18 protein-coding genes and 1 pseudogene are annotated in these 24,036 nt (G+C 72.5%); 5 read left to right on the top strand and 14 right to left on the bottom strand.

Annotated features, from left to right (window positions below):
* Positions 1-11 precede the first annotated feature (11 nt).
* The 3 genes from IE313_RS03190 to IE313_RS03180 are packed head-to-tail and all read right to left on the bottom strand — an operon-like array spanning position 12 to position 3,665.
* Positions 12-1,046, bottom strand: coding sequence for an ABC transporter permease (locus IE313_RS03190; protein WP_189929348.1), 1,035 nt, complete (start codon positions 1,044-1,046; stop codon positions 12-14).
* Complete coding sequence (locus tag IE313_RS03185) at positions 1,039-2,589, bottom strand: sugar ABC transporter ATP-binding protein (protein ID WP_189929347.1); 1,551 nt, start codon at positions 2,587-2,589, stop codon at positions 1,039-1,041. The genes IE313_RS03190 and IE313_RS03185 overlap by 8 nt, the downstream gene beginning before the upstream one ends.
* On the bottom strand, positions 2,586-3,665 hold the full coding sequence (locus tag IE313_RS03180) for a sugar ABC transporter substrate-binding protein (RefSeq protein WP_189929346.1): 1,080 nt from the start codon (positions 3,663-3,665) through the stop codon (positions 2,586-2,588). The genes IE313_RS03185 and IE313_RS03180 overlap by 4 nt, the downstream gene beginning before the upstream one ends.
* Before the next feature lie 239 nt (positions 3,666-3,904).
* Here IE313_RS03180 and IE313_RS03175 point away from each other — a divergent pair, with 239 nt between their 5' ends.
* Entirely contained in the window at positions 3,905-4,615 is a 711-nt protein-coding gene (locus IE313_RS03175; RefSeq protein WP_189929345.1) for a FadR/GntR family transcriptional regulator, read from the top strand.
* A 299-nt stretch (positions 4,616-4,914) separates the two neighbouring features.
* On the opposite strand, the gene IE313_RS03170 is transcribed toward IE313_RS03175, so the two are convergent.
* Positions 4,915-7,938, bottom strand: a complete 3,024-nt coding sequence (locus IE313_RS03170; RefSeq protein ID WP_189929344.1) for an alpha-mannosidase — start codon at positions 7,936-7,938, stop codon at positions 4,915-4,917.
* Between the two features lie 388 nt (positions 7,939-8,326).
* Positions 8,327-8,641 (bottom strand): annotated as a pseudogene (locus IE313_RS03165) (ABC transporter permease subunit); the annotation flags it as partial.
* Between the two features lie 172 nt (positions 8,642-8,813).
* Here IE313_RS03165 and IE313_RS03160 point away from each other — a divergent pair.
* A complete protein-coding gene (locus IE313_RS03160; protein ID WP_189929343.1) occupies positions 8,814-9,860 on the top strand; it encodes a LacI family DNA-binding transcriptional regulator in 1,047 nt (348 codons plus the stop codon).
* A gap of 9 nt (positions 9,861-9,869) precedes the next feature.
* On the opposite strand, the gene IE313_RS03155 is transcribed toward IE313_RS03160, so the two are convergent.
* The 3 genes from IE313_RS03155 to IE313_RS03145 all read right to left on the bottom strand — a co-directional run bounded on the left by IE313_RS03155 (position 9,870) and on the right by IE313_RS03145 (position 12,940).
* Positions 9,870-10,610 (bottom strand): flavodoxin family protein, encoded by a 741-nt coding sequence (locus tag IE313_RS03155; protein ID WP_189929342.1) that lies wholly within the window; start codon positions 10,608-10,610, stop codon positions 9,870-9,872.
* A 192-nt stretch (positions 10,611-10,802) separates the two neighbouring features.
* The gene (locus tag IE313_RS03150) at positions 10,803-10,976 is read right to left on the bottom strand and encodes a hypothetical protein (RefSeq protein ID WP_189929341.1); all 174 of its coding nucleotides are present in this window, start codon (positions 10,974-10,976) and stop codon (positions 10,803-10,805) included.
* A gap of 431 nt (positions 10,977-11,407) precedes the next feature.
* Positions 11,408-12,940: an SDR family NAD(P)-dependent oxidoreductase gene (locus tag IE313_RS03145; RefSeq protein ID WP_189929340.1), complete on the bottom strand. Its 1,533-nt coding sequence runs from the start codon at positions 12,938-12,940 to the stop codon at positions 11,408-11,410.
* A 411-nt stretch (positions 12,941-13,351) separates the two neighbouring features.
* On the opposite strand from IE313_RS03145, the gene IE313_RS03140 reads away from it, so the two are divergent.
* Positions 13,352-14,500 (top strand): DMT family transporter, encoded by a 1,149-nt coding sequence (locus tag IE313_RS03140; RefSeq protein WP_189929339.1) that lies wholly within the window; start codon positions 13,352-13,354, stop codon positions 14,498-14,500.
* On the opposite strand, the gene IE313_RS03135 is transcribed toward IE313_RS03140, so the two are convergent.
* The gene (locus IE313_RS03135) at positions 14,490-15,965 is read right to left on the bottom strand and encodes a transglycosylase family protein (protein WP_189929338.1); all 1,476 of its coding nucleotides are present in this window, start codon (positions 15,963-15,965) and stop codon (positions 14,490-14,492) included. The genes IE313_RS03140 and IE313_RS03135 overlap by 11 nt on opposite strands.
* A gap of 345 nt (positions 15,966-16,310) precedes the next feature.
* Between IE313_RS03135 and gnd the strand changes: the two genes are divergently transcribed.
* Complete coding sequence (gnd, locus tag IE313_RS03130; RefSeq protein ID WP_189929337.1) at positions 16,311-17,750, top strand: NADP-dependent phosphogluconate dehydrogenase; 1,440 nt, start codon at positions 16,311-16,313, stop codon at positions 17,748-17,750.
* Positions 17,751-18,243: 493 nt separating this feature from the next.
* Here the strand turns inward: gnd and panD are convergent, their stop codons facing one another.
* The 3 genes from panD to IE313_RS03115 form a co-directional block, all read right to left on the bottom strand.
* Positions 18,244-18,666: an aspartate 1-decarboxylase gene (panD, locus tag IE313_RS03125; RefSeq protein WP_189929336.1), complete on the bottom strand. Its 423-nt coding sequence runs from the start codon at positions 18,664-18,666 to the stop codon at positions 18,244-18,246.
* Between the two features lie 260 nt (positions 18,667-18,926).
* Complete coding sequence (locus tag IE313_RS03120) at positions 18,927-19,625, bottom strand: DUF305 domain-containing protein (RefSeq protein ID WP_189929335.1); 699 nt, start codon at positions 19,623-19,625, stop codon at positions 18,927-18,929.
* A gap of 115 nt (positions 19,626-19,740) precedes the next feature.
* The gene (locus IE313_RS03115) at positions 19,741-20,199 is read right to left on the bottom strand and encodes a DUF6153 family protein (protein WP_229924342.1); all 459 of its coding nucleotides are present in this window, start codon (positions 20,197-20,199) and stop codon (positions 19,741-19,743) included.
* A 357-nt stretch (positions 20,200-20,556) separates the two neighbouring features.
* Between IE313_RS03115 and cpt the strand changes: the two genes are divergently transcribed.
* The gene (gene cpt, locus IE313_RS03110) at positions 20,557-21,090 is read left to right on the top strand and encodes a chloramphenicol phosphotransferase CPT (RefSeq protein WP_189929333.1); all 534 of its coding nucleotides are present in this window, start codon (positions 20,557-20,559) and stop codon (positions 21,088-21,090) included.
* Positions 21,091-21,634: 544 nt separating this feature from the next.
* Here cpt and IE313_RS03105 read toward each other — a convergent pair.
* Together IE313_RS03105 and IE313_RS03100 are read right to left on the bottom strand one after the other, a co-directional pair.
* Positions 21,635-22,855, bottom strand: coding sequence for a CopD family protein (locus IE313_RS03105; protein ID WP_189929332.1), 1,221 nt, complete (start codon positions 22,853-22,855; stop codon positions 21,635-21,637).
* Positions 22,856-23,037: 182 nt separating this feature from the next.
* Entirely contained in the window at positions 23,038-24,027 is a 990-nt protein-coding gene (locus IE313_RS03100) for a threonine ammonia-lyase (RefSeq protein WP_189929331.1), read from the bottom strand.
* Positions 24,028-24,036: the final 9 nt, after the last annotated feature.

Genomic DNA, 24,036 nt, shown 5'->3' with positions numbered 1-24,036 from the left:
TTCGGTGTGGGTCAGTCCTGCGCACGGCCGGTAGTGACGCGGGCGATCACCAGGGCGAGCAGAATGATTCCGCCGTAGATGGCCTGGATCCAGTGTGCCGGTACCTGGGCGAGTTGCAGCATGTTGTTGACGACGCCGAGCAGCAGGACTCCGGTCACGGCACCGAACATGGTGCCCTTGCCGCCGTCGAGGCTGATGCCGCCGATGACCGCGGCGGCGAAGACCGTGAAGATCATGTTCTGGCCCTGGTTGGCGCCGATCGCGCCCACGTAGCCGGTGTACATGATGCCGCCGACCGAGGCGAGGACTCCGGCGACGACGTAGACGGCCAGGCGCACCCTGTCCACGCGGATGCCCGCTGCCCGGGCCGCCTCGACGTTGCCGCCGACGGCGTACAACGAACGGCCCCAACGGTGGTACCTCAGCATCACCCCGGCGACGACGAAGGCGATGGCGGCGAGCCACACCGACAGGGGGATCCGCAGGAAGGTGGTGGTGGCCAGGGAGAAGAAGGCGTCCGGCATGTCGAAGAGGGTCTTCCCCTTGGTGGCGCCGACGAGCAGGCCACGCAGCACGATCAGCATGGCGAGGGTGACGATGAACGCGTTGAGTTGCAGCTTGACCACGAGCAGCCCGTTGAAGGTGCCGAGGAGGGCGCCGACCACGAGGATGGCGAGCATGGCCACCCCGGTGGGCAGTTCGGTGCCGAATCCGGCCCCGGTCGCCGGCAGCACGAGCAGCGCGCCGAAGGCGGGCGCGATCCCGACGACCGATTCCAGGGACAGGTCGAACTTGCCGGAGATCAGCACCAGGGACTCGGCGAGCACCACCATGGCGAGCGAAGCGGACGCGGAGAGGATCGAGATCAGGTTGGTCTCGGTGAAGAAGGCGTCGTTGAGGAAGCTGCCGAGGATCAGCAGCACCAGCAGCGCGGGTACCAGGGAGAGTTCGCGGGCCTTGCGCAGCAGGACGGACCTGGCAGCCCCCTCGCGTCCCGCCCGCCCCGGTGCGGGGTTCGGGGCCGACGGGGCCTTGGTGTCAGCCATCGTGTTCAGCTCCTTGTGAGTGCGTGTGCCCTGCGGCGACCCCTTCGATGGAGGCGATCAGCTCGTGGTCGCTCCAGCCCCCCGGGTACTCGGCGACGACGCGGCCGTGGAAGAGGACCAGGACCCGGTCGCAGCGGCGCAGGTCGTCGAGTTCGTCGGAGACGACCAGGACGGCGGTGCCGTCCTCGCGGGCGCTGTCGACGCGCCGCAGCAGGGATTCCTTGGACTTCACGTCCACGCCCGCCGTGGGGTTGATGAGGACCAGCAGCCGGGGGTCGGAGGCGAGGGCGCGCGCCATGACGACCTTCTGCGCGTTGCCTCCGGAGAGGTCGGAGACAGGCTGGTCGGGTCCCTCTGCATGGATGTCGAGCCGTTCGATGAGGTCGGACGCGACGGAACGCCTGCGCTCAGTGCCGACGAAACCGCGGCGGCCGAGGCGGTCCAGAACGCTGAGGGTGGCGTTGTCGCCGACGGTGAGGCCCTTGACGAGGCCCTGTTCGTGCCGGTCGCGGGGTACCCAGCCGACGCCCGCGTGCAGGGCCGCGGTCACGTCGCCGAACGGCAGCGGGCTGCCCTGGAGCGTGGCGGCGCCGGAGGTCGGCCGGTACAGGCCGGTGAACGACTCGGCGAGCTGGATCTTGCCGCTGCCGCTGGATCCCGCGAGCCCGACGACCTCGCCGCGGTGGATGGTGAGGTCGACGTCCTGGTAGGCGTCCGAGGTCAGGTCCCGGGCCTTGAGGAGTACCGGCGCGTCGTCGGGGACGCCGGCGCGGGCCGCGGACTCCTCGCGGGTGACGAGTCCCCCCGCCATGGCCTCCACCAGCGCCGGGCGGTCGAGCTCCGCGACGGGCGCGGTGGTGATCCACCGGGCATCGCGCAGCACGGTGACGGCCTGGCAGACCTCGTAGACCTCCTGCAGATGATGGGAGATGAACAGGAAGGTGACGCCGGACTGCTGGAAGGCCCGCATCCGTGCGAAGAGCCGTTCGATCTCGCGGTTGTCGAGCTGTGCGGTGGGTTCGTCGAGGATGATGAAGCGTGCGCCGGCGCTCAGGGCGCGGGCGATCTCCAGCATCTGCCGGTCCTCGACCTTGAGGTCGGCGGTGCGCGCCTCCGGGTCGACGCGGATGTCCCAGGTGTCGAGTAGCCGTGCGGCCTCGCCGCGCAGGGTACGCCAACTGAAGAAGCCATGGCGGCTGGACGGCTGGCGGTTGATGAACAGGTTCTCCGCGACCGTCAGTTCGGGGACGACGGTGGGGTGCTGGTAGACGCAGGCCACCTTCTGCCGCCAGGCGTCGCGGTCGCCGAGCGGCGGCGCGGGCTCGCCGTCGAAGAGAACGGTGCCCGCGTCCGGCGCCTCGAGCCCGGTGAGCATCCGCACCAGGGTGGACTTGCCCGCGCCGTTGCGGCCGACGAGGGCGTGGGACTCGCCCGGCAGGACGGTCAGCCGGCCGTCCTGGAGGGCGACGGTGGGGCCGTATCGCTTGACGATGCCGGCCGCCTCGACGAGCGGTCGCTGTCCGGTCGTGTCGCTCGTACTCATTTGACCGTGTTGCCCCAGAGCTTGGGGTCGTCGACGTTCTCCTTGGTGACCAGCGGCGCGGGCAGCTCGTCCTCCAGGATGCCGCCCGGCAGCTTGACGATCTTGGAGTCGTGGTCCGTCGGGCCGGGCTTGAACGTCTTCCCCTGCATCGCCGCCTTGATGTAGTACATGCCGTACTTGGCGTAGGTGTCGGCGGGCTGCGAGACGGTGGCGTCGATCTGGCCGCTGCGGATGGCGGCGAACTCCTGCGGGATGCCGTCGTTGGAGATGATCGTGATGTGGCCCTTCTGGCCCGCCTTCTTCAGCAGCCCCTTGGACTTGAGCGTCTGCAGCGTGGGCGCGAGGTAGACGCCGCCCGCCTGCAGGTAGACACCCTTGATGTCCGGGTTGGCGTTCAGAAGGGTGTCGAGCTTCGAGGCGGCGGTGTCCGCATTCCAGTCGGCCGGCACCTCCAGCACCTTGAGCCCGGGGTACTTCTTCTTCGCGCAGGTGCGGAACGCCTCCGAGCGGTCGCGGCCGTTGACGGAGGCGAGGTCGCCCATGACCTGCACCACCTTGCCGGTCTTGACGTGCTGACCCAGGTAGTCGCAGGCCTTCTCGCCATAGGCGACGTTGTCGGCCCGCACCACCATGGCGACCTTGCCCTTCTCGGGCGCGACGTCCACGGCGACGACCGGCACGCCCTTGCGCTCGGCCTGCTTGAGTGCCGCGGAGATGGCGGCGCTGTCGATGGGGGCGACGACCAGGCCCTTGACGTTCTGGGTGAGGGCGTTGTTGACGTCGGTGATCTGCTGCGAGGGGTCGTTGTCGGAGTTGACGGTCTTGAGCGCGTCCACCCCCTCGGACTTCGCCATCTTCGGCACGTAGTCGTTGTACGACTGCCAGAACGGCGAGGTGAGCATGGGCAGGATCACGCCGACCTTGCCGTCGCCCTTGCCGTCACCGCTTCCGGCGGAGGCGCCGGTGTCCTTGGTGCTGCCGCACGCCGTGAGCGCGAGCGCGACGCAGGCGGCCGCAGCCGCCGCCCGCACCGCCCGCGATGTGGTTCGCCTGTTCCGCACTGTCCTGCCGGCCATCTGACGGCACTCTCCTCGCCTAGCGGTGAACGGGGTCGTGGGGACTGAGCGACGCGTCCGCGGACCGGGCGTCCCGTTCCCGGCCGGGACGAATATTTATCAGACCACTTGGGCCCCGCAACACCCTCTGACAGAGATTTCCCTGAGCTTTCCCGCCCGATTGGTCGGGCCACATCCGTGGTGGTCCGACCACCTGGGTGGTTACACTGCGGCGATCCCGGACAACGGAAGGACGTGGAGTGAACGACAGCGCCGAGGGCGCCCCGCAGAAGGGCACGGTGACGCAGCGCGCCATCGAGCAGATCAAGGCGCTGATCGGGGAGGGCCGTCTGGAGCCCGGCGAGCGGCTGCCGACGGAGCGCGACCTGGCGGTGCAGCTCGGCATCTCGCGCAGTTCCATGCGCGAGGCCATCCGCGCCCTGACGGTGATGGGCGTCCTGGAGGCCCGGCACGGTTCGGGGATCTACGTCACCCGACTGGAGGCCGGCGACCTGCTGGAGACCTTCGGCGTGGTGGCGGACCTGTCCCGCGGCGCGGGTCTGGTGGAGCTGATGGAGGTGCGGCGGATCCTGGAGTCCACGGCCACCTCACTGGCCGCGGCGCGGATCAGCAAGGAGCAGCTTGCCGAGGTGGAGGGGCACCTCGCCGCGATGACGGCCACCGACGAGTGGGAGGACATCGTCGCCCACGACCTGGCCTTCCACCGCTCCATCGCCATGGCCGCGGGCAACCCCACCATGGCGGCGATCCTGGAGGGCCTGTCCTCGCGCACCTTCCGCGCCCGGGTCTGGCGCGGCTACCAGCAGGAAGGCGCCTTCGAGCGGACCAGGCGCGAGCACGAGCGGATCCATGCGGCGCTCGCCGCCCGCGACCCGGAGGCCGCACGCGCCGCCGCGGCGGCGCACGTCGCCGGCGTGGAGGAGTGGCTGCGGAGCCGGCTGCCCGGGTGACCGGACGGCGCCCGACCCGCCTGCCCCGGTGAACGGCGGCGCCCGACCCACCCCGCGCCGCTTCGGGCGCCCTCCCCTCGTACGCCACGTCCCTTCGCCCGGCTCACGCTCCGCCCCTTCCGCCTTTCTGGCGTCTTCCCTGGACGCACCGGGCAAGGCACCGTTCGCCCCCCGTCGTGACCACCGGCCTGCGCGGGCCCGCCGGGCGGGGCGCGGGGGACCGCACACTGCGGTCCGCCGGCCGGTGGCCGCGTCCCGGGCCACCGGGGCCCGGGACGCGGCCACCCGCGGCGCGGGGATCAGCCGCGCCGCAGACGCAGGGTCATGAGCTGGAAGGGCCGCAGCGACACCGTCACCGCGTCCCCGGCGCGCTCCGGCCGGGCCGCGTCGGTCAGCTCACGCTCCAGCAGGTCCGTGACGGTCACCGAGGCGACGGGGAAGCCGGCCGTGAGGACGGCCCTCGCACGGCCCCCGTGCGCCTCGTGGAAGCGCACCACCACGTCGCCGCTGCCGTCGTCGGCGAGCTTGACCGCGGTGACCACCACCGCGTCGTTGTCGACGGAGACCAGCGGAGCCACCTCGCCCGCGCCGGTGACCGGGCGCTCGGGGAGGTTGATGCGGTAGCCCTCCCGCACCGCGTCGCCGATCTCCGCACCCGGCACCAGCGCATGCCGGAAGCGGTGCACGCCCTGGTCCGTCTCCGGGTCGGGGAAGCGCGGGGCGCGCAGCAGCGAGGCCCGCAGCGTGGTGGTCGTACCGCCGTCCTCGGTCCTTACGGTGCGCGTCACGTCGTGGCCGTAGGTCGAGTCGTTGACCAGTGCCACGCCCCAGCCGGGTTCGGCGAGGTGCACGAAGCGGTGGTTGCACGCCTCGAACTTGGCGGCCTCCCAACTGGTGTTGGTGTGGGTGGCACGGTAGAAGTGCCCGAACTGCGTCTCGGACGCGTACCGCTCGGCGTGGATGTCGAACGGGAAGGCGAGCTTGAGGAACTTCTCCGTCTCGTGCCAGTCGACCTCGGTGGCGATGTCGAGCCGCTGCTCACCGGGCGCGAGCGAGAGCACCTGGGTGACGCGGGAGTCGCCGAAGCTGCGCACCACCCGCACCGAGGCCCCGCCCCCGTCCGTGTCCGCCGCCACCTCGTCCGCGTCGACGAGGTCCGTGACGGAGTTGCGGTAGAACGCGTCGACGTCCCAGGCGTCCCACTTGTTGGGGAGGTCCGGGTGGAGCTGGAGCAGGTTGGCGCTGCGCCCTGGGGCGACGGCCTCCCGATCTGCCACCAGGTCGTAGGCGGAGACCACCAGGCCCCGTGCGTCGACCTCGACCCGCAGCAGGCCGTTGTCCAGGACGTGGCCGCCGCCCTCGCGCGCGGTGAGCGTCACGGCCGGCCCGGCGTCCGGCGCGGCCGCGCCACCGGCCGGTACGCCGCCGCGGGTGTGCGGGGCGGCGTTGAAGACCAGCGCTGTGCCGCCCTCACCCGCCAGGGCGCGCTGGGCGTCGGTGATGATGCCGGTCAGCTCCTTGGCCAGGCTCTCGTAGGTCCTGCGGGCCTCGCGGTGCACCCAGGCGATGGAGGAGCCGGGCAGGATGTCGTGGAACTGGTGCAGCAGGACCGTCTTCCAGATCCGGTCGAGCTGCTCGTAGGGGTAGGCGAAGCCGGTGCGCACGGCGGCGGTCGCGGCCCACAGTTCGGCCTCGCGCAGCAGGTGCTCGCTGCGGCGGTTGCCCTGCTTGGTCTTCGCCTGGCTGGTGAGGGTGGCGCGGTGCAGCTCCAGGTAGAGTTCGCCGACCCACACCGGCGGCTCGGGGTACTCGGCCTGCGCCTTCTCGAAGAACTCCCTGGGGGTTTCCCAGACGACCCGGGCCGCGCCCTCCAGGTCCCGCATCCGGGCCGCCTTGGCGATCATCTCGCGGGTGGTGCCGCCGCCCCCGTCGCCCCAGCCGGTGGGCGCCAGCGAGTGGCCGGCGCGGCCCTTGTCCTTGAAGTTGCGCACCGCGTGGGCGATCTCGCTGCCCTGCATCGAGCAGTTGTAGGTGTCCACCGGCGGGAAGTGGGTGAAGATGCGGGTGCCGTCGATGCCCTCCCAGCGGAAGGTGTGGTGCGGGAACTTGTTGGTCTGCGACCAGGAGATCTTCTGGGTGAGCAGCCACTTGGCGCCCGCCGCCTTGATGATCTGCGGCAGACCGGCGGCGAAGCCGAAGGTGTCGGGCAGCCACGCCTCCTCGTTGTCGACGCCGAACTCGTCGATGAAGAACCGCTTGCCGTGCACGAACTGCCGTGCCATCGCCTCCGAGCCCGGCATGTTGGTGTCGGACTCCACCCACATCCCGCCGGCCGGCACGAACCTGCCGTCGGCCACGGCCTTCTTCACCTTGGCCCACACCTCGGGCCGGTGCTCCTTGACCCAGGCCCACTGCTGCGCCTGCGACATGGCGAACACGAAGTCCGGCTCGTCCTCCAGCAGCGCCGTCATGTTGGCGGTGGTGCGCGCCACCTTGCGCACCGTCTCGCGCAGCGGCCACAGCCAGGCGGAGTCGATGTGCGCGTGGCCCACCGCGCTGATGCGGTGCGCCGACGGCGCGGCGGGCTTGGCGAGCACCCCTTGGAGGCGGGCGCGGGCCTCGGCCGCGGTGGAGTTCACGTCCTGCAGGTCCACCGCGTCCAGCGCGTGCTCCAGGGCGCGCAGCAGCTCCCAGCGGCGGGGCGAGTCGACGGGCAGTTCGAGCATCAGCTCGCCGAGCACGTCAAGGTCGGTGACCAGCTCCCACACCGTCTCGTCGAAGACCGCGAGATCCATCCTCGTCAGGGTGTACTGGGGCGCGCTGCCTGCGGTGTCCTTCTCGCCGAGCGGGGTGGGCGCGAACGGGCGGTAGCCCATGATGACCGGGTTGGAGGCGGCCTCCACGTGCAGGCGCACCTCCTCGCCGCCCGCCACCGGAGCGCCGATGCGCACCCAGTTGTTGCGCGGGTTGAGGCCCTTCACCGGGGTCCCGTCGGGGCGGTAGACCAGGCCCTCGCACTGGAAGCCCGGCATGTTCTCGTCGAACCCGAGGTCGAGCAGGGCCTCGACGGTGCGGCCCGCCCATGCCTCGGGCACGGTTCCGGTGACCCGGAACCAACTGGTCCCCCACGGGGCGCCCCAGCGGTCGCCCACCGCGATCGGCTGCGGCCGGGCCGCGAGGCCCTCCTCGACGGGCACCGGCTCGCCGGGTGCGTGCCACACCGCCACCTCCAGGGGCACGGACTCCGGGTACACGGCGGGCCTGATGCGTTCGTCGAGGACACGCTTGAGCCGGGACTCGACCAGGGTGCGGTCGTCATGCATGACGGGTGCTCCGTAGTGTTTCGGTGGTGTGTTGCCGGATCGGGTGCGGGCCGGGTGGCACCGCGGGATGTGCCCTGCGGGGGCCGCGTGGCGGTCGGTCTTGACCGGACACGGCGGCCGGACGGATACAGCTCTGCCAGGGACCGTACTGCCCGCGGCGCGGCCCGATCATCCGGCTTCGGACGGATTGCCTGGTCGCGAGGGCCGCAGGAGCCACCCGTGGGCGACCGGCTCGGTGCCGGCGCGGGTTGTTTCAAACGCGCTGCCGTGCGCGTGCCGGGCGGGTACGGCGGTGGGCCGGGCGCCGTCCGCGGCGAGCCGGGCGGAGGCGTGGCGGACGGTGCCGCAGGGCGCGCCAGGGGGTGCCCGGGGGCCGGGTGAGCGGGCGTCATCCCTTGACGGCGCCCTCGTCCACACCGCGGAAGAAGTACCGCTGGAGGCAGGCGAGGAGGACGATCAGCGGTGCCACGGCGGTGACGGTGCCCGCGGCGACCAGGCGCTCGTCGCCCGCGAAGGTGCCGTGCAGGTGGTCGAGCCCGATGGTGAGCGTGAAGCGGCTCGGGTCGCTGAGCACGATCAGCGGCCACAGGAAGTCGTCCCAGGCCCCCATGAACGCGAAGATCGCCACGACCGCGAGGGTGCCCTTCACGGACGGCAGCGCGATCCGGCAGAACCGCTGCCAGGTGGTCGCCCCGTCCATGAATGGATTCCGCAGAAGAAAAGCTGCACCGGAAGCGTATTTGCAGGTGGTGACCGCACCACTGGTAATTTCCCGCCTGCTGCTAATGCGCTTTAGGGGGCTTCTGCACAAGCGCTTTACCCGTAGCGGTTGCGCTAGGCTTGGCGGTCGCGGGAATCCGGTGGAAGGGACACGAGTGGTAGCCAAGCGGTCACCCGCGCGCCGCCCGACGATGAAGGACATCGCACTGCGCGCCGGCGTCTCCGAGAGCGCCGTCTCCTTCGCCCTCAACGACCGGCCGGGGGTCTCCGAGGTGACCCGCGACCGGGTACGCCGGGTCGCCGAGCAGTTGGGCTGGCGGCCGAGCACCGCGGCGCGCGCCCTGTCCGGCGAGGGAGCGGCGACGGTGGGCCTGGTGCTGGCGAGGCCGGCGGCCACGCTCGGTGTGGACTCGTTCTTCCTGCAACTCGTCTCCGGTATCCAGGAGGTGCTGGCGGAGCGTCACCTCGGCCTGCTCTTCCAGGTGGTGGAGGACGTCGAGGCGGAGTGCGAGGTGTACCGCGACTGGTGGGCGGAGCACCGGGTGGACGGTGTGATGGTCGTCGACCCTCGCCTCGACGACCCGCGCCCCGTGCTGCTGGACGAGCTGGACCTGCCCGTCGTCGTCATCGGCGGCGGGCCGGACGGCGGCCGTCCGGGACTGTCCACGGTCTGGGCTGACGACTCCCGTGCCATGGCGTCGGTGGTGGAGCGGCTGCACACCTGGGGGCACCGCGCCATCGTGCACATCGCGGGCCTGGCGGGCCTCGCCCACACCGACCGCAGGATCCGCACCCTGCGCGCCGAGGCCGAACGGCGCGGGCTCACCGGCGTCCGCTCGGTGACCACGGACTACTCGGAGGCGCAGAGCGCGGCCGCCACCCGCCGCGTGCTCGCCTCGCCCGCCCCGCCGACTGCGCTGGTGTACGACAACGACGTGATGGCCGTCGCCGGGGTCGCCGCCGCGGCCGCGCTCGGCTTCTCGGTGCCCGCCGACCTCTCGGTGGTGGCCTGGGAGGACTCGGCCCTGTGCCGCATGGTGCACCCCTTGCTCTCGGCGCTGTCCCGCGACTCGGTGTCCTTCGGCCGCACCGCGGCCCGCGAGCTGCTCGCCCTGCTCGACGGCGGCCCCGCGCGCAGGGTTCCGGTACCGGTGCCGCACCTGATCGAGCGCGAGAGCACCGGCCCGGCACCGGGTGCCTGACCGGCGCGCCTACCGGTGCTCGGGGTTCTCCTGGTCGTACCGGCAGCCGGCGTCCCAGGCCGTGCGCTGGTTGCCGTAGGCCGGTACGCCGCCCGCGTCCTTGAGCAGGCGGGCCAGGTGGAGCAGGTTCCAGGTCATGAAGGCGGTGTTGCGGTTGGTGAAGTCGTTCTCCGGGCCGCCGGAGCCGGGGTCGAGGTAGGACGGGCCCGGGCCGGCCTCGCCGACCCAGGCGGCGTCCGCCTGCGGCGGGATGGTGTAGCCCAGGTGCTGGAGGCTGTAGAGGACGCCCGCCGCGCAGTGCTTGGCACCGTCCTCGTTGCCGGTGATCAGGCAGCCGCCGACACGTCCGTAGTAGGCGTACTGGCCGGCCTCGTTGAACATGCTGGAGCACGAGTACAGCCGCTCGATGACCTTCCTTGCCACCGAGCTGTTGTCGCCGAGCCAGATCGGCCCGGCAAGCACCAGGATGTCCGCCGCCATCACCCGTTGGTAGAGCGGGGGCCAGGCGTCGCTCCGCCAGCCGTGCTCGGTCATGTCCGGCCAGACGCCGGGGGCGATGTCCTCGTCGACGGCCCGTACGAGCTCCGTCCGCACGCCCTGTGCCGACATGATCCGCATGCTGCGGTCCACGAGGCCCTGGGTGTTGCTGCGCTCCGGGGAGCGTTTGAGGGTGCAGTTGATGTAGAGCGCCCGCAGGTCGTCGTAGCGGGCGGGCGGCGCATCGGCGGCGGCCGGCGACGGAGTGGTCATGCAGCGTCCTCCGGGCATCTGGCCGCCGTGCCGTTCACCGCGGCGCAACGCTGACCATGGTGCTGGCCCGGCGATCGGTGCCGCGGCGGCGGGCGCGCCAGGGCCCGAACGACCACCCCGACGGCCGAACACCCGGCGCCGGCTCGCGGCGCCGGTGAGGGCGCCTGCGCCGGCCGGCGCCGCTGCGGTACGTCAGTCGACGCTCGGCAGGATGTGCGGCTCGGCGAGGTCGTCCTCGTAGCCCGCGAGGCGGATCGGGGCCGACCTGGCCCAGACGTCCAGGCTGCCGAGCTTCTCGGGGCCTGTGACGAGGTGCTCCGTGCGTTCCTTCGGGGGCTGTTCGATCGTGGTCTTGTCTGGTGTCACCGCGCACTCCTTCTGTGTCGGGTAACCCTCGGGGCAGGTCCGCCCAGTCTCCGACCGGGCGCCTGACGCCCGGTGGGGCTTGGGACGAGGGCAGCTAGGACGCGGTGGCGCCGGCAGTTCGCTGTGGGGCGGGCCGTGGTGACCGGCCTGTCCCCTGGACGGACCATGGAAATGGATGTGGCCCCGAGAACCGTCCGTCCGCTCTAGATTAACCATGTGAGCGTACGTCCGCTCGATAGCGAAGAATAATCAGGTTATTCGTCCCGGACCATCCGCTTCCATTCGGCCATGATCCTCCGACCGGTGCGGCCCCGCAGGCCGCCCCGGAGGGCATGTGGCCGCCGAGTCCCCTACGACCAGCGGGAGTCGGGCCCGCGCGGGGCCCGGGGGGCTGCTCCGTTGGGGTGACGCTCCTGCCGGGCGCCCGCTTCCTACCAGGCGCCCGGTGCGTAGTCCTTGAGGAAGACCCCGTAGAGGTCCTCGCCCGCCTCGCCCCGCACGATGGGGTCGTAGACCCGGGCCGCGCCGTCGACGAGGTCGAGCGGGGCGTGGAAGCCGGCCTCGGCGAGGCGCATCTTGTCCGGGTGCGGCCGCTCGTCGGTGATCCAGCCGGTGTCCACCGCCGTCATCAGGATGCGGTCGGCCTCGAACATCTCCTGGGCACTGGTCCTGGTCAGCATGTTCAGCGCGGCCTTGGCCATGTTGGTGTGCGGATGGCCCGCGCCCTTGTAGCCGCGCCCGAAGACGCCCTCCATCGCCGAGACGTTCACGATGTAGGCGCGCCGGGCGCCGGCCGCGACGGCCGCCGTCATGGCCGCCCGCAGCCTGCTGATGAGGATGAAGGGCGCGGTGGAGTTGCAGAGCTGCACCTCCAGCAGTTCGACCGGATCGACGTCCTGGACGGCCTGCACCCAACTGTTGCTCTCGTGCAGGTCCGGGACGAGGCCACCGGCGTCGACCGCCGTGCCGGCCGCGATCCTGGCGGGCGTCGCCGAGCCGGAGACCAGGGCCAGTTCCGTGATCTCCCGGGCGCTCAGACCACCGGGCCGGGCCTCGGGCAGCGCCGGCACGGCACCGGAGCCGAAGGACCCGATCACCTCGGCCGCGGGCAGCTCCCCGGCGGGCAGCGGGGCCGACTCGGCGGCCACCAGCTCGCGGTACGCGGCCGGCGAGCGGCGCACGGTCTGGGCGGCGTTGTTGATCAGGATGTCCAGCGGACCCGCGGCGGTGACGGAGTCGGCGAGCGCGACCACCTGGGCGGGGTCGCGCAGGTCGATGCCGACGACCTTCAGCCGGTGGATCCACTCGGCGCTGTCGGGCATCGCCGTGAAGCGCCGTATCGCATCGCCCGGGAAGCGGGTGGTGATCGTGGTGTGGGCACCGTCGCGCAGCAGCCGCAGCGCGATGTACATGCCGATCTTGGCCCGTCCGCCGGTGAGCAGCGCGCGCCTGCCGGTGAGGTCGGTGCGGGCGTCGCGGCGGGCGCGGTTCTCGGCGGCGCACTTCTGGCAGAGCTGGTGGTAGAAGGCGTCCACCTCGACGTAGCGGACCTTGCAGGTGTAGCAGGACCGGGGCCGCCGCAGGACGCCCGCTATCTCGCCCTGCACGGTCGACGACGGCAGGATGCCCTGCGTCTCGTCGTCGATCCGGTCGGCAGAACCGGTGGCGGTGGCCTCGGTGACGGCCTTGTCGTGCGCGGTCTTGGCCGCCCGGCGCTCCTGGCGGCGGCGCTGCTTGACCGTGCGGTAGATCCCGGAGGTGGCGCGGCGCACGGTGATCGCGTCGGGGTGGTCGACCGCCAGATCGTCGAGCTCTTCGAGCACGCTCAGGCAGATGGCGAGCCGCTCGGGGTCGATCCCCGGGCCGTACTCCCCCGGGACCCCGGGCGCAGGCACGGGTGCGGGCGCGGTGCCTCGGGCAGCGCCGTCTGGACGGTGCTGCGGACCGTCGTCTGTCGCCGTCATAACCGCCGCGTGCCCCTTGTCCGCTCGAACTGCCTGGTCGCCGGGCCCCGCAGGCGGCGGACGCGGTCCGCATGACCGGTCGGCCGGGGGCCCTCGGAAACGGCCGCGCACGGGCGTTCCAAAACCGGAACTTTACGTCAGGCACGGCGTGCCATGCCAAATCGTCCCGACGGGAATACCGCCCGGGACCGGAAGCCTTTATTCCGTGTCCACCCACGGTCGGAAGCCCGGGGGATGACACCGGCCCCGGCGTACTCCATTGGCAGTAGGACCCAATGCGTGCTCAGGGACGACGACGCGAAACATAATGCGAGGCATCGTGGAGTACATGGACGCCGACCGTACGCACCACCGGTCAGACCGCCGAGCGCGCTCTGCCCACCGCACACCGGGCCTGATGGGGAGCCCGTCATGAGTGCCCTCGCCCTGTCCGTGCTGCTCTCCCTGGTCTCGGCCGTGGCGTACGCGGGCGGTGCCATCGTCCAGGAGCGGGTCGCCGCCGCCGGGGCGGGTCCCCAGTACGCCCCGCTGCACCGGCCGGTCTGGTGGGCCGCGGTCGGTCTCAACGGCCTGGGCGCCGTACTGCACGTCGCCGCGCTGGCTTTCGGCCCGCTCAGCCTGGTCCAGCCGCTCGGCGCCCTGACCATCGTGTTCGCCCTGCCGATGGCGGCCCTCTTCGTGGGGCGCCGGGCGGGCGCGACGGCCTGGCGCGGCGCGATGATGGCCACCGTCGGCCTGGCCGGCCTGCTGGCCCTGACCAGCGCCGCGGACACCCAGTCGCTCAGTGGGTCGCAGCGCCTGGTCGTGGCCCTGGCCAGTGCGGGCTCGATCGCGGCCCTGACGGTGGCGGCGCACGCGGTGCACCGCCATCCCGCGGTGCGCAGCGTACTGCTGGCCACGGCATCGGGTGCCGCTTTCGGTATCGCGTCGGTGTTCACGAAGACCGTCGCGCTGGACTGGTCGGCCGGCACCACGCCGGCGCTGCTGCTGCCCAGCCTGGCCGTGACCGCCGTCATGGCGGTGGCCGGTGTGCTGCTGTCCCAGGCCTCCTACCGCGGCGCGGGTCTGGCGGCGCCGCTGGCCACCCTGACGGTCGCCAATCCCGTGGTGGCCGCCGCGGTCGGCCTGACCATGTTCGGCGAGAGCTTCCGCCACGGCACCACCGGCACCGCGCTCGCCCTGTGCTGCGGGATCGTCGCGGCGGGCGGCCTGATCCTGCTGACCACGGAGCGCATCCGCGCCAGCGACGCACCGGCCGCCGCGCGTACCGTCCCGGCGGGCGCGGCCGCGGGCGGGCAGCAGCCGGCGCTGGAGGCGGTGGCGCTGACCGTGCCCGCGGATCCGTCGCAGGTGCTCCGGGACCTGGAGCGGATGCAGCGCGAGGAGAGGCTGCCGGCGCTGAGGCGACTGCCACAGGTGCGCGAGCTGAAGGACCTCTCCGAGCTGAGGGACGTCCCGCAGCGGGGCGGTGTGCCCCACCTGCCGCACCAGGCCGGCGCCGCCGAGCGCGGCGCCGGGGGGCGGCTCGCTCCCTGCGGCCGCGGCCGCCTCAGACCTTGACGCCCCCGGCCCGCAGATACGCCAGCGGGTCGATGTCGGAGCCGAACTCGGGCCCGGTCCGCACCTCGAAGTGCAGATGCGGGCCCGTGACGTTGCCGGTGGCGCCCGAGCGGCCGAGCCGCTGGCCGCCCACCACCTTCTGCCCGGTCTTCACGGAGATGGCCGACAGGTGGGCGTACTGGCTGTACCTGCCGTCGGCGTGCCGGACCACCACCTGGTACCCGTACGAGCCGCCCCAGCCGGCGGCGACCACCTGGCCGGCCGCGATGGTCCTGACGGAGGTGCCGGTGGGGACGAGGAAGTCGACGCCCGTGTGGTAGCCCTTCGACCAGGAGCTGCCGTGCTGGTGGTAGGGCGTGCCGATGGAGGCGGCGACCGGCGCGGTCAGGCCGTGGTGCGCGGAGTGCGCGGGGGGATGTGCCCTGGCGGCCGGCTTCGCGGGTTTCGCGGGTTTCGCGGCGGGCTTGGCGGGCTTGGACGGTCTCGCGGCGGGCTTGGCGGGCTCTGCCGCCCTCGCGTCGGATCCAGCGGCCCTGGACGGTGCCTTGCCCTGCTCGTGGGCGTCCTGCTTGTGGGCGTCCTGCTTGTGCTCCGGCTTGTGCTCCCGCGTGTGCTCCGGCTTCGGCTGCTGGGCGGGCGGGGTGTGCCGGTCGGGGCGCTCGGTGCCGGCCGGGCGCGCCGGTAGGGGCTTCCGCGTCCCGTCACGATGGGGTGCGGCGGCGTTCGGACCGCCGAGGGTGAGCCGTTGCCCCGGGATGATCAGATCGGGGTCGGAGCCCACCGTGCCGCGGTTGGCCGAATAGAGCCGCTGCCAGCCGCCGTCGACGCGGTGGTCGTCGGCGATGTCCGAGAGGGTGTCGCCCTGGACCACCGTGTACATCTCGACGGTGCCCGCCCGGGACTGCGGAGTGGTCTCCGGCTTGACGTCCGGGGCCCTGCGCCCGCCCTCGCGTGGGTGCTCGGCGGCCCCCCGGCCGGTGCGCGCGCTCGCCTGCTGCCCGGTGACCGCGGCGCTACGGCGCTCGGTGGCCGCGGTGGCCTGCCGCTCGCCGGCCGCGCTCGCCGGGGCGGCGTTTTGCGCGGGCACGCCGCCTGCCAGGCCCGCGCGCTCCGAGCAGGTGGGCCAGGCACCGGGGCCCTGGCTTCCCAGCACCCGCTCGGCGACCGCGATCTGCTGGTCCTTGCCTGCCTGGTCGGCGCGCGGGGCGTAGGCCCTGCCGCCGTAGGCCTCCCAGGTGGACTGGGTGAACTGCAGGCCGCCGAAGTAGCCGTTGCCGGTGTTGACGTCCCAGTGGCCGCTGGACTCGCAGGCGGCGACCTTGTTCCAGGTGTCCACGTCGGCCGCGTGCGCGGCGGAGGCGCCGATGAGCGGTATCGCGAGGCCGGCGCCGCCCGCGGTGACGGTCAGCGAGGCGCGGTTGAGCCGGTTCGGCTGGTACCTGCGGTGACGACCGCGTACGGCCATGGGGGTCCCCCCGTCGAATGGCCAGGGGCGAGCCCCCGGATCCCACAGCATCGGGCGCGGCAAAGCTACGTGCTGCACACAGGCAGGACAAGAGGGCAATCAGTCGTTCATATCGGGGCTCCGGGCCCGCAACCACCGCACACCAGACACCTCAGCGAGGACGCCTGTCCTGCGGGTTCCCGACCGTCACCGGGTGGGGGCCGGACACGGGCGGCACTGGGTGCCACGGCCGAAAGCGGCACCTTGCTCGGCACGTTGTGCCGGGCGTCGCCTCGTCGAGAGGAACGGCGGCCCACGAGTAATACTGGCCATCACGAGTTCCTTCCTGATACAGGAGTTATGGCAATGAGCAGTTCGGCCCAGATCGGCGTCACGGGGCTTGCGGTGATGGGGCGCAATCTCGCCCGCAACTTCGCACGCAACGGCTACACGGTCGCCGTCCACAACCGCACCCCGTCGAAGATGCGTGCGCTGGTGGAGGAGTTCGGCGGCGAGGGCGAATTCGTGCCGGCCGAGACGCCTGAAGAGCTCGTGGCCGCACTGGAGCGTCCGCGCCGAGTGATGATCATGGTGAAGGCCGGTGACCCCACCGACGCGGTGATCCAGGAGTTCGCCCCGCTCCTCGAACCCGGTGACATGATCATCGACGGCGGGAACGCGCACTTCGCGGACACCCGGCGCCGGGAGCGTGAACTGCGTGAGCGGGGAATCCACTTCGTGGGCACCGGTGTCTCCGGCGGTGAGGAGGGCGCGCTGCACGGGCCGAGCATCATGCCCGGCGGCTCCGCGGAGGCGTACGCCTCCCTCGGCCCGATGCTGGAGAAGATCTCGGCGAAGGCCGCGGACGGTGCGCCCTGCGTGACCCACGTGGGCGCGGACGGCGCGGGACACTTCGTCAAGATGGTCCACAACGGCATCGAGTACGCGGACATGCAGCTCATCGGCGAGGCCTACCAGTTGCTGCGCGACGTGGCCGGATACACCCCCGCGCAGATCGCCGACATCTTCCGCACCTGGAACACCGGCCGCCTCGACTCCTATCTGATCGAGATCACCGCCGAGGTGCTGTCGCACGTCGACGCCCGCACCGGCCGGCCGTTCGTCGACGTGGTGCTCGACCAGGCGGAGCAGAAGGGCACCGGCCGGTGGACGGTGCAGATCGCACTGGACCTGGGCGTGCCGGTGTCCGGCATCGCCGAGGCCGTCTTCGCACGCTCGCTGTCGGGCCACGCCGGACTGCGCGAGGCGTCCCGCGGGCTGGCGGGCCCGTCGGCGCGGCCGCTGGGCGAGAAGGAGGCGGCGGCCTTCGCCGACCGGGTGGAGCAGGCGCTGTACGCGTCGAAGATCGTGTCGTACACGCAGGGCTTCCATGAGATCGCCGCGGGCGGCGAGGAGTACGGCTGGGACATCGACGAGGGGGCCGTGGCCGCGATCTGGCGCGGCGGCTGCATCATCCGCGCGGTGTTCCTCGACCGGATCCGCAGCGCCTACGACGCCCGTCCCGACCTGCCCAGCCTGCTGGCCGACAAGGGCTTCGCGGACGAGATCGCCGCGGCCCAGGACGACTGGCGGGCGGTACTGGTGGCGGCGGTGCAGCAGGGCGTGCCGACGCCCGGCTTCTCGGCGGCGCTCGCGTACTACGACGCGCTGCGCGCCGACCGCCTGCCGGCCGCGCTCACCCAGGGCCAGCGTGACTACTTCGGCGCGCACACCTACAAGCGGACCGACACCGAGGGCACCTTCCACACGCTCTGGGGCGGCGACCGCTCGGAGGTCGAGGCGTAGCTCCCGGCGCTCCCCCGGAGTGCGGTGCCGCCGCTCCTGCCGAGCGCGGTGCCGACTTCCCTGCCGAGCGCGCCCCCAGGCGCGGTCGGGCGGGGGCGCGGTCCCGGGTCAGGACAGGGGCCCCGGCTCCGGTTCGGGCACGGGGTCCGGTCCTGGCGGCTTCGGGACCGGCGAGGGCTCCGGGGAGGGTCGTGGCTCGGGGCCGGGGCCCGGCAGCGGATCCGGGGGCATCGGCTCGGGACGGGGCGCGGGCGGCTCGGGCCGATCGGGACCGGGGGTCGGGCGCGGTGGAACGGGGTCGGGGAACGGATGGGTCATGGTCGGCCTCCAGACCGGTCGTCCGGATGTGAATGCTTCTGGACTCGACCCACGCGTACCCGACGGGTCTGCACCCACGCATGTTCGGAGGTCCCCGGAGTGCGCCCGGGCGCGCAAGGGTGCATACTGCGCGCCCGGGCCGGGCCTCACGCCCGCGGGCCCCGCGGGCCGGGCCTCACGCCCGCGCCACGGCCCCGGGGCCGCGTACCGCCCCTCCGCCCGGGACCGGCTCCGAGGGATCGGTGCCCAGCGCGACGATGCCGTTGCCGCGGTCCACGTGCACGACCCGCGGACGCAGGGTGCGGGCCTCCGCGTCGTCCACCTGGGCGTAGCTGATCACGATCACCAGGTCGCCGGGGTGCACCAGATGCGCTGCGGCGCCGTTGATGCCGAGCACGCCCGAGCCCCGCTCGCCCTCGATGACGTAGGTCTCCAGGCGTGCGCCGTTGGTGATGTCGACGATGTGCACCAGCTCGCCGGGGAGCAGGTCGGCGGCGTCCATCAGGTCGGCGTCGATGGTCACGGAACCCACATAGTGGAGATCCGCCTGGGTCACGGTGGCACGGTGGATCTTGGACTTGAACATGGTGCGCAGCATCGAGGTACTCCCGTAAATTAGGCTCCCTGCCTGCGTTTTTGCAGGTCAGGTGCTCATTCGCAGCTTACAGCGAGCCGTGCGGCGCGTCAGCTCCCCCCGGGTTCCTCGGGGCGCGAGCCGAGCAGGCGCCCACTGGGCCGAGCGCGGGGGGACGGGCGGTCTCCCGGCTCCGCGCGGGCGGAGGCGGGACACCGCCCGTCCGGCGCGAAGGAGCGACGAGGGGGCCGGTCCCCCGCGGGGGACCGGCGGCGCGGGCGCGGCTACTCGGTGCCGAGCATCCGCTTCATCTCCTCGATCTCCGCCGACTGCGAGTCGACGATGGACTGCGCCATCGTCATGGCGGGACCGTAGGCGCCCTTGGTCTGCTCGGTCCTGGCCATCTCGACCGCGCCCCGGTGGTGACCGATCATCATCCTCAGGAACGCGGTGTCGAAGGCGGTTCCGGACAACTCCTTCAGCTCGGCCATGTCGTCGCCCGTCCTCATACCGGGTGCCGACGGGCCGGAGTGGTCCATGCCGGGCATGCTCGGCGTACCGGACGCACCGGTGTCGGAGGCTCCGTCAGGAACCTTCTCGCCCCAGGCCCTCAACCAGCCGGACATGGTCCTGATCTCCGGGTCCTGCGCCTTCCTGATCTTCTCCGCGAGGTCCTTCACACCGTCGGACCCGGCCCGGGACGGGGCGAGTTGGGCCATGGCCACGGCCTGGCGGTGATGCGGGAGCATCCCCCGGGCGAACGAGAGGTCCTGGGCGTTGTGCCCGTCCTGGGACGCGGCGGCCGAAGGGGCGTCGGACATCGAGCCCATGCCGTGCCCGGAGTGGTCGGCGCGGCCTGAGTGACCGGAGTGACCGGAGGGCGAGGACCCCCCTTCGCTGCCGCACGCGGCCAGTACGAGCGCGGCGGTTGCCGCCGCGATAAGCGCGGTCGTCCGGCGGACCGGCGAACGACGATGTGTCATGGGAACACAGCTCCTTGAAGCGCCCCGCGGCTCGGCCGCGGGACGTGAATGAGTGGATGAGTGGATGAAGGGACAGCCCGGAGCACGACACCTGTCCGGTGCCGTGCGGGTGCCTCTAGATCCGCAGGAGCTGCAGTTCGGAGAGATCGGGTGGCGCGCGGCCCGCCACGTCCGCGGGGCCGGTGGCACCCCGCTCGGCCGGGTCGGGACCGGTGGGCACGGCGGAGGCGGACAGCGGCGCGGGCGGGGTGTACGCGGCGGAGGTCCCCCCTGCCGCGCAAGTGCCGCCGGCGTGAACCATCGCCGTATCCCCGGCGTGAACCATCGCCGTACCGCCGGCGTCCATGGCCTCCGCATGCCGGCGAGTACACCTCTCGCCGACCTGCTGGGCGCCGCCGCGGTGGACGGCGGAGTCCGGCCCGACCGGCACCGTCATCATCGTGTGCCGTCCGGATGCGGGCGCACCTGACGGCGACAGCCCGTGCATGGCGATGACTCCGGCCAGGACGGCGAGGACGACCAGCATCCAGCGCACACCCGCAACGGGCCGCAGGGGGTGGTGGATACCGGTCACGGCGCACATCGTACGGGTTCTGCAGCGGGACGCCGGACGCCAGGACACCGAAAGCCAGGACGCCGGACGCCGGACGGGCCGCCGCCCGCACGTGACGCGCCCCTCGACCCGCCTGACTGAATACCCTCAGCACATACAGAAACCCGCGCCGCGTACTCCCCGACCGCCCACGCGGCTGCCCGCCGGTCAGCCGCAGCAGGCGGCGACGCCCGGGGGTACTGCCGGGGCGCGGGCCGCGGCCGTCGCGGGCCTGACGGCACGGACGACAGCGGAGTGCATCACCACCTCGTGCAGGTGCGGGCGGCCGGTGCGGAAATCCGTTGCCGGAGGTCGCCGCACTGCCCCTACTGTGGCGCGGTGAAGACTCAGGTGATCGTTCTCAACGGTGGTTCCAGCGCGGGCAAGTCCGGGATAGCCCGGTGTCTGCAGGCGGTCCTGCCCGACCCGTGGCCGGCCTTCGGGATCGACACGCTGGTCGAGGCCGCACCCGCGTCCATGCGGGCGTCGGATGCGGGGATCGCGTTCGCCGCGGACGGAGGGGTGAGCGTCGGGCCGCAGTTCCGGACCCTGGAAGCGGCGTGGACCGAGGGGATCGCCGCGATGGCCCGTGCGGGCGCCCGGATCATCCTCGACGAGGTCTTCCTCGGCGGAGCGGACTCCCAGCAGCGGTGGCGGAGGGCCCTGGGCGACCTGGGGGTGCTGTGGGTCGGCGTCCGCTGCGACGCTGCGGTCGCCGCGGGCCGCGAACTCGCACGGGGCGACCGGGTCATCGGGATGGCCGCGGCCCAGGCGGATCTGGTCCACCGGGGCGTGGTCTACGACGTGGAGGTGGACACCGCCCGTGCCGAGTCGATCGACTGCGCACGGACCATCGCCGCGCATGTCGGGTGATCGGCGGCCGCACGGTCGCAGTGGAGGCGGCGGACGGATCGTGCCGCCGCGGTAAGGGGCCGCCCTCCCCGGCGGTCGCCCTCCTCGCCGCGGGCCCGGGCGGTGGGGCGCAGCCGGCGCCCGGGGCCCGCACCGCGCAGGGCGACCGGGCGCCCTTCCCGGCCCGGGAGACCGGCCCGCCGCCCACCGGACGTCCGCGATGGCCGCCGCCCGCGGGCGGCTCGCGCCACATGGATGCGCCAGGGGCTCAGCGGCTCAGCGGCAGGCCCTGGAGACACCTTCGAGCCGGTCACGGACCATGATCCGCTGCTCCGGTGTGAACGCCGCTGCCGGCCCGGCCGCCCGGCAGGCGACGGCGATGCGCGCCTCCGCCCGGGCACGCCCGCCCGGCCCCGGTGACACAGAACCGGTGGATGCGCCGATCAGCCGGGGCGGGGCGCCGTCCGGCCGGCCCTTCCCCTTCAGGGCGCCGATCGCCCCGTCGGCACGGCGACCGTGCCGCCCGGGCCGCCGGAGCCTGCCGCCCCGCATCGGTGACGAGCCATCAGGCCCGTTCCAGGTCCTGCCTGCTGCCGGCCGTCTCGTCGGTCGGGGCGTGCACGTGCCGGGAGAGCCGGTCGGACACCTTCGCGGTGGCCACGAAGGAGACCGCGAGCAGGACCACCAGCACGGCGCCGACGGCGAAGATCGTGCCGCTGAGGGCCGGAGCCGCGTCGTGTGCCTCGTCGCGGGCCGAGCCGGAGAGGAAGGCGAGCACGAACAGGACGCCCACCGCGAGCGCCACCTCCACCGCGGCCAGTGACGGGAAGGCCCTCAGGGCCAGCCGGAACACCGACCCCTCCTCCCCGGCGTTCCGCGCCCGGGCGATCCGGGGCATCAGCACGAACTCGTTCACCGCGCCCACCAGGATCATCGCGGCCACCAGGGACACCTTGACCAGCAGGAAGCGGCCGAAGCTGGTGGTGAACAACTCGCCGGGGCTGCCGACGTATGTCCAGGCGAGGAAGAGGCCGCTGATCAGCACGCAGCCCACGGCGGTGAGCGCCAGCGTGCTGAACCTGGTCCATAGTTGCGCCCACGTACCGCCCGCGGCCGGGGTGAGCCGGCGCCGGCCCGCGGCCAGGGCCACCAGCGCGGCGATGCCGCCCACCCAGGTGGAGATGGCGAAGACGTGCAGATGGTCGAGGAGGGAGTCCACGACGTCGTAGGCCGTCTCCTCGGCAGGAGCGGTGGGCAGCAGGGTGACCTGGTAGGCGAGGAACACCGTGACCAGGCCGGCCCAGACCACCGCCGTCAGCCGGGCCCGCACTCTCGGTATCCACAGCAGCATCAGCAGTACGGCCGACACACCCCACAGGACGTACTGGACCAACGCCAGGGTGCCGCTGGAGACCCATTCGCCGGGGCCCGCGGGCACCTGCACGAAGTTCCAGATGCTGCTCGGCTCCAACGCCCGGCCGTACGGTATCTCCTTTCCCTTGACCCGGGCCGCCTTGCCCGCGAGCTGGAAGTAGAGCGACACCAGGAACCAGGTGCCGACCACGGCCAGGTGGAGACCGGTCCGCCGGTGCAGCACGGCCCGGTCCCGGGGGTCGACCGAAGCCCTGCGCAGGACGGGCCTGAGCACGATCAAGTGGAGCATGCAGCCGCCGATCACCCCGATCAGACCGGCGAAGTAGGCCATCTTCGTGATGATCCGCCAGGGAGCCGGGGTGGGGTTGTAGACGTTGGCGAGCACGACATGGGTGAGCAATGGGGACGTCAAAGCCGTACCTCCGGTGGGACAACGACGGAGTGGGGTGGGGGGCAGGCCCTGAACAGTAGCGGATACAACGATTCCGCGAAATATGAAGTAATTGCTACATCAACAAATTTGGTCGCACGGTGGAGGGTCCGAGCGGACGCGGCGGCCGCGCCGGGCGCCCCGGCAGAAGCACCGGCCCTGGGTCATCCGCCGTGGCGGTCCTGCCGGGCCAGCAGGTCGGCCAGCAGGTCGGGGGCTATGTTGCGTCCGGAGACGACGAGGACGACCGGGCGGTCGGTGGGGACGAGTCCCGCCCGCAGGGCGGCCAGCGCGGCGGCGGACGACCCCTCCGCCACCAGGCCCGCGCTCACCGCGAACTCCCTCACCGAGCGCCGGATGGCCGCCTCGTCGACGTAGACGAGCGGGGTGCCGCACTCCCTGATGACGAGGGGCGTGAGCGAGTCGGGCTCGATGTTGCCCACCAGGCCGTCGGCGATGGTGTCGCCGATCGGCACCGGTACCACGTGCCCGGCCGCCACCGCCGCGGAGAGCGCGTGGCAGGCGTCGGACTCCACCCCCACCACCCGGATGTCGCGCGGCTCCCGCCGGGCGCCGAGCGCGACGCCCGCCACCAGCCCGCCCGCTCCGGTCGGGACGACGATGGTGAAGTCCCCGGCGAGTTCCCGCGCCACCTCCCCGACCAGGGTGCTCTGCCCGGCGATGACGTACGGGTTGTTGTACGCGGACACGTAGGTCATGCCCTGCGCGGCCAGGGCGAGCGCATGCCGCTCGGCGCCGTCGTAGTCGTCGCCCTCCCGCACGAGGTCGACCGGGTATCCGCCCAGGGCGCGGAGCTTGGCCCGCGACGCGTTCTTCGGCACCACCACCGTGGCGTCGACACCGAGGAGGCGGGAGGCGTGGGCGATCCCGAGGGCGTGGTTGCCGGCGGACGCCGTCACGACCCGGACGCCCTGGGCGGCGTAGGCGCTCAGCGCGCTGACGGCTCCGCGGACCTTGAACGAGCCGGTGGGCTGGGCCCCTTCGTACTTGAGGTGGACGGGCACGGACAGGCCGGCCGCGTGGAACGGGATGAGGGGGGTGGGCGCGAGGTGCCGTGCCACCGCCCGCCGGGCATGGTCCAGGACGTGCTCGTCGATGCCCGCGGAGCGCGGGGGCATGCCGGATGACTTCATCTCACTCCT

It is taken from the genome of Streptomyces sulfonofaciens, from assembly GCF_014656295.1.
Taxonomy (GTDB): domain Bacteria; phylum Actinomycetota; class Actinomycetes; order Streptomycetales; family Streptomycetaceae; genus Streptomyces; species Streptomyces sulfonofaciens.
Note: the sequence above shows the minus strand (reverse complement) of the source record. Positions and strands in the feature narration are given on the sequence as shown.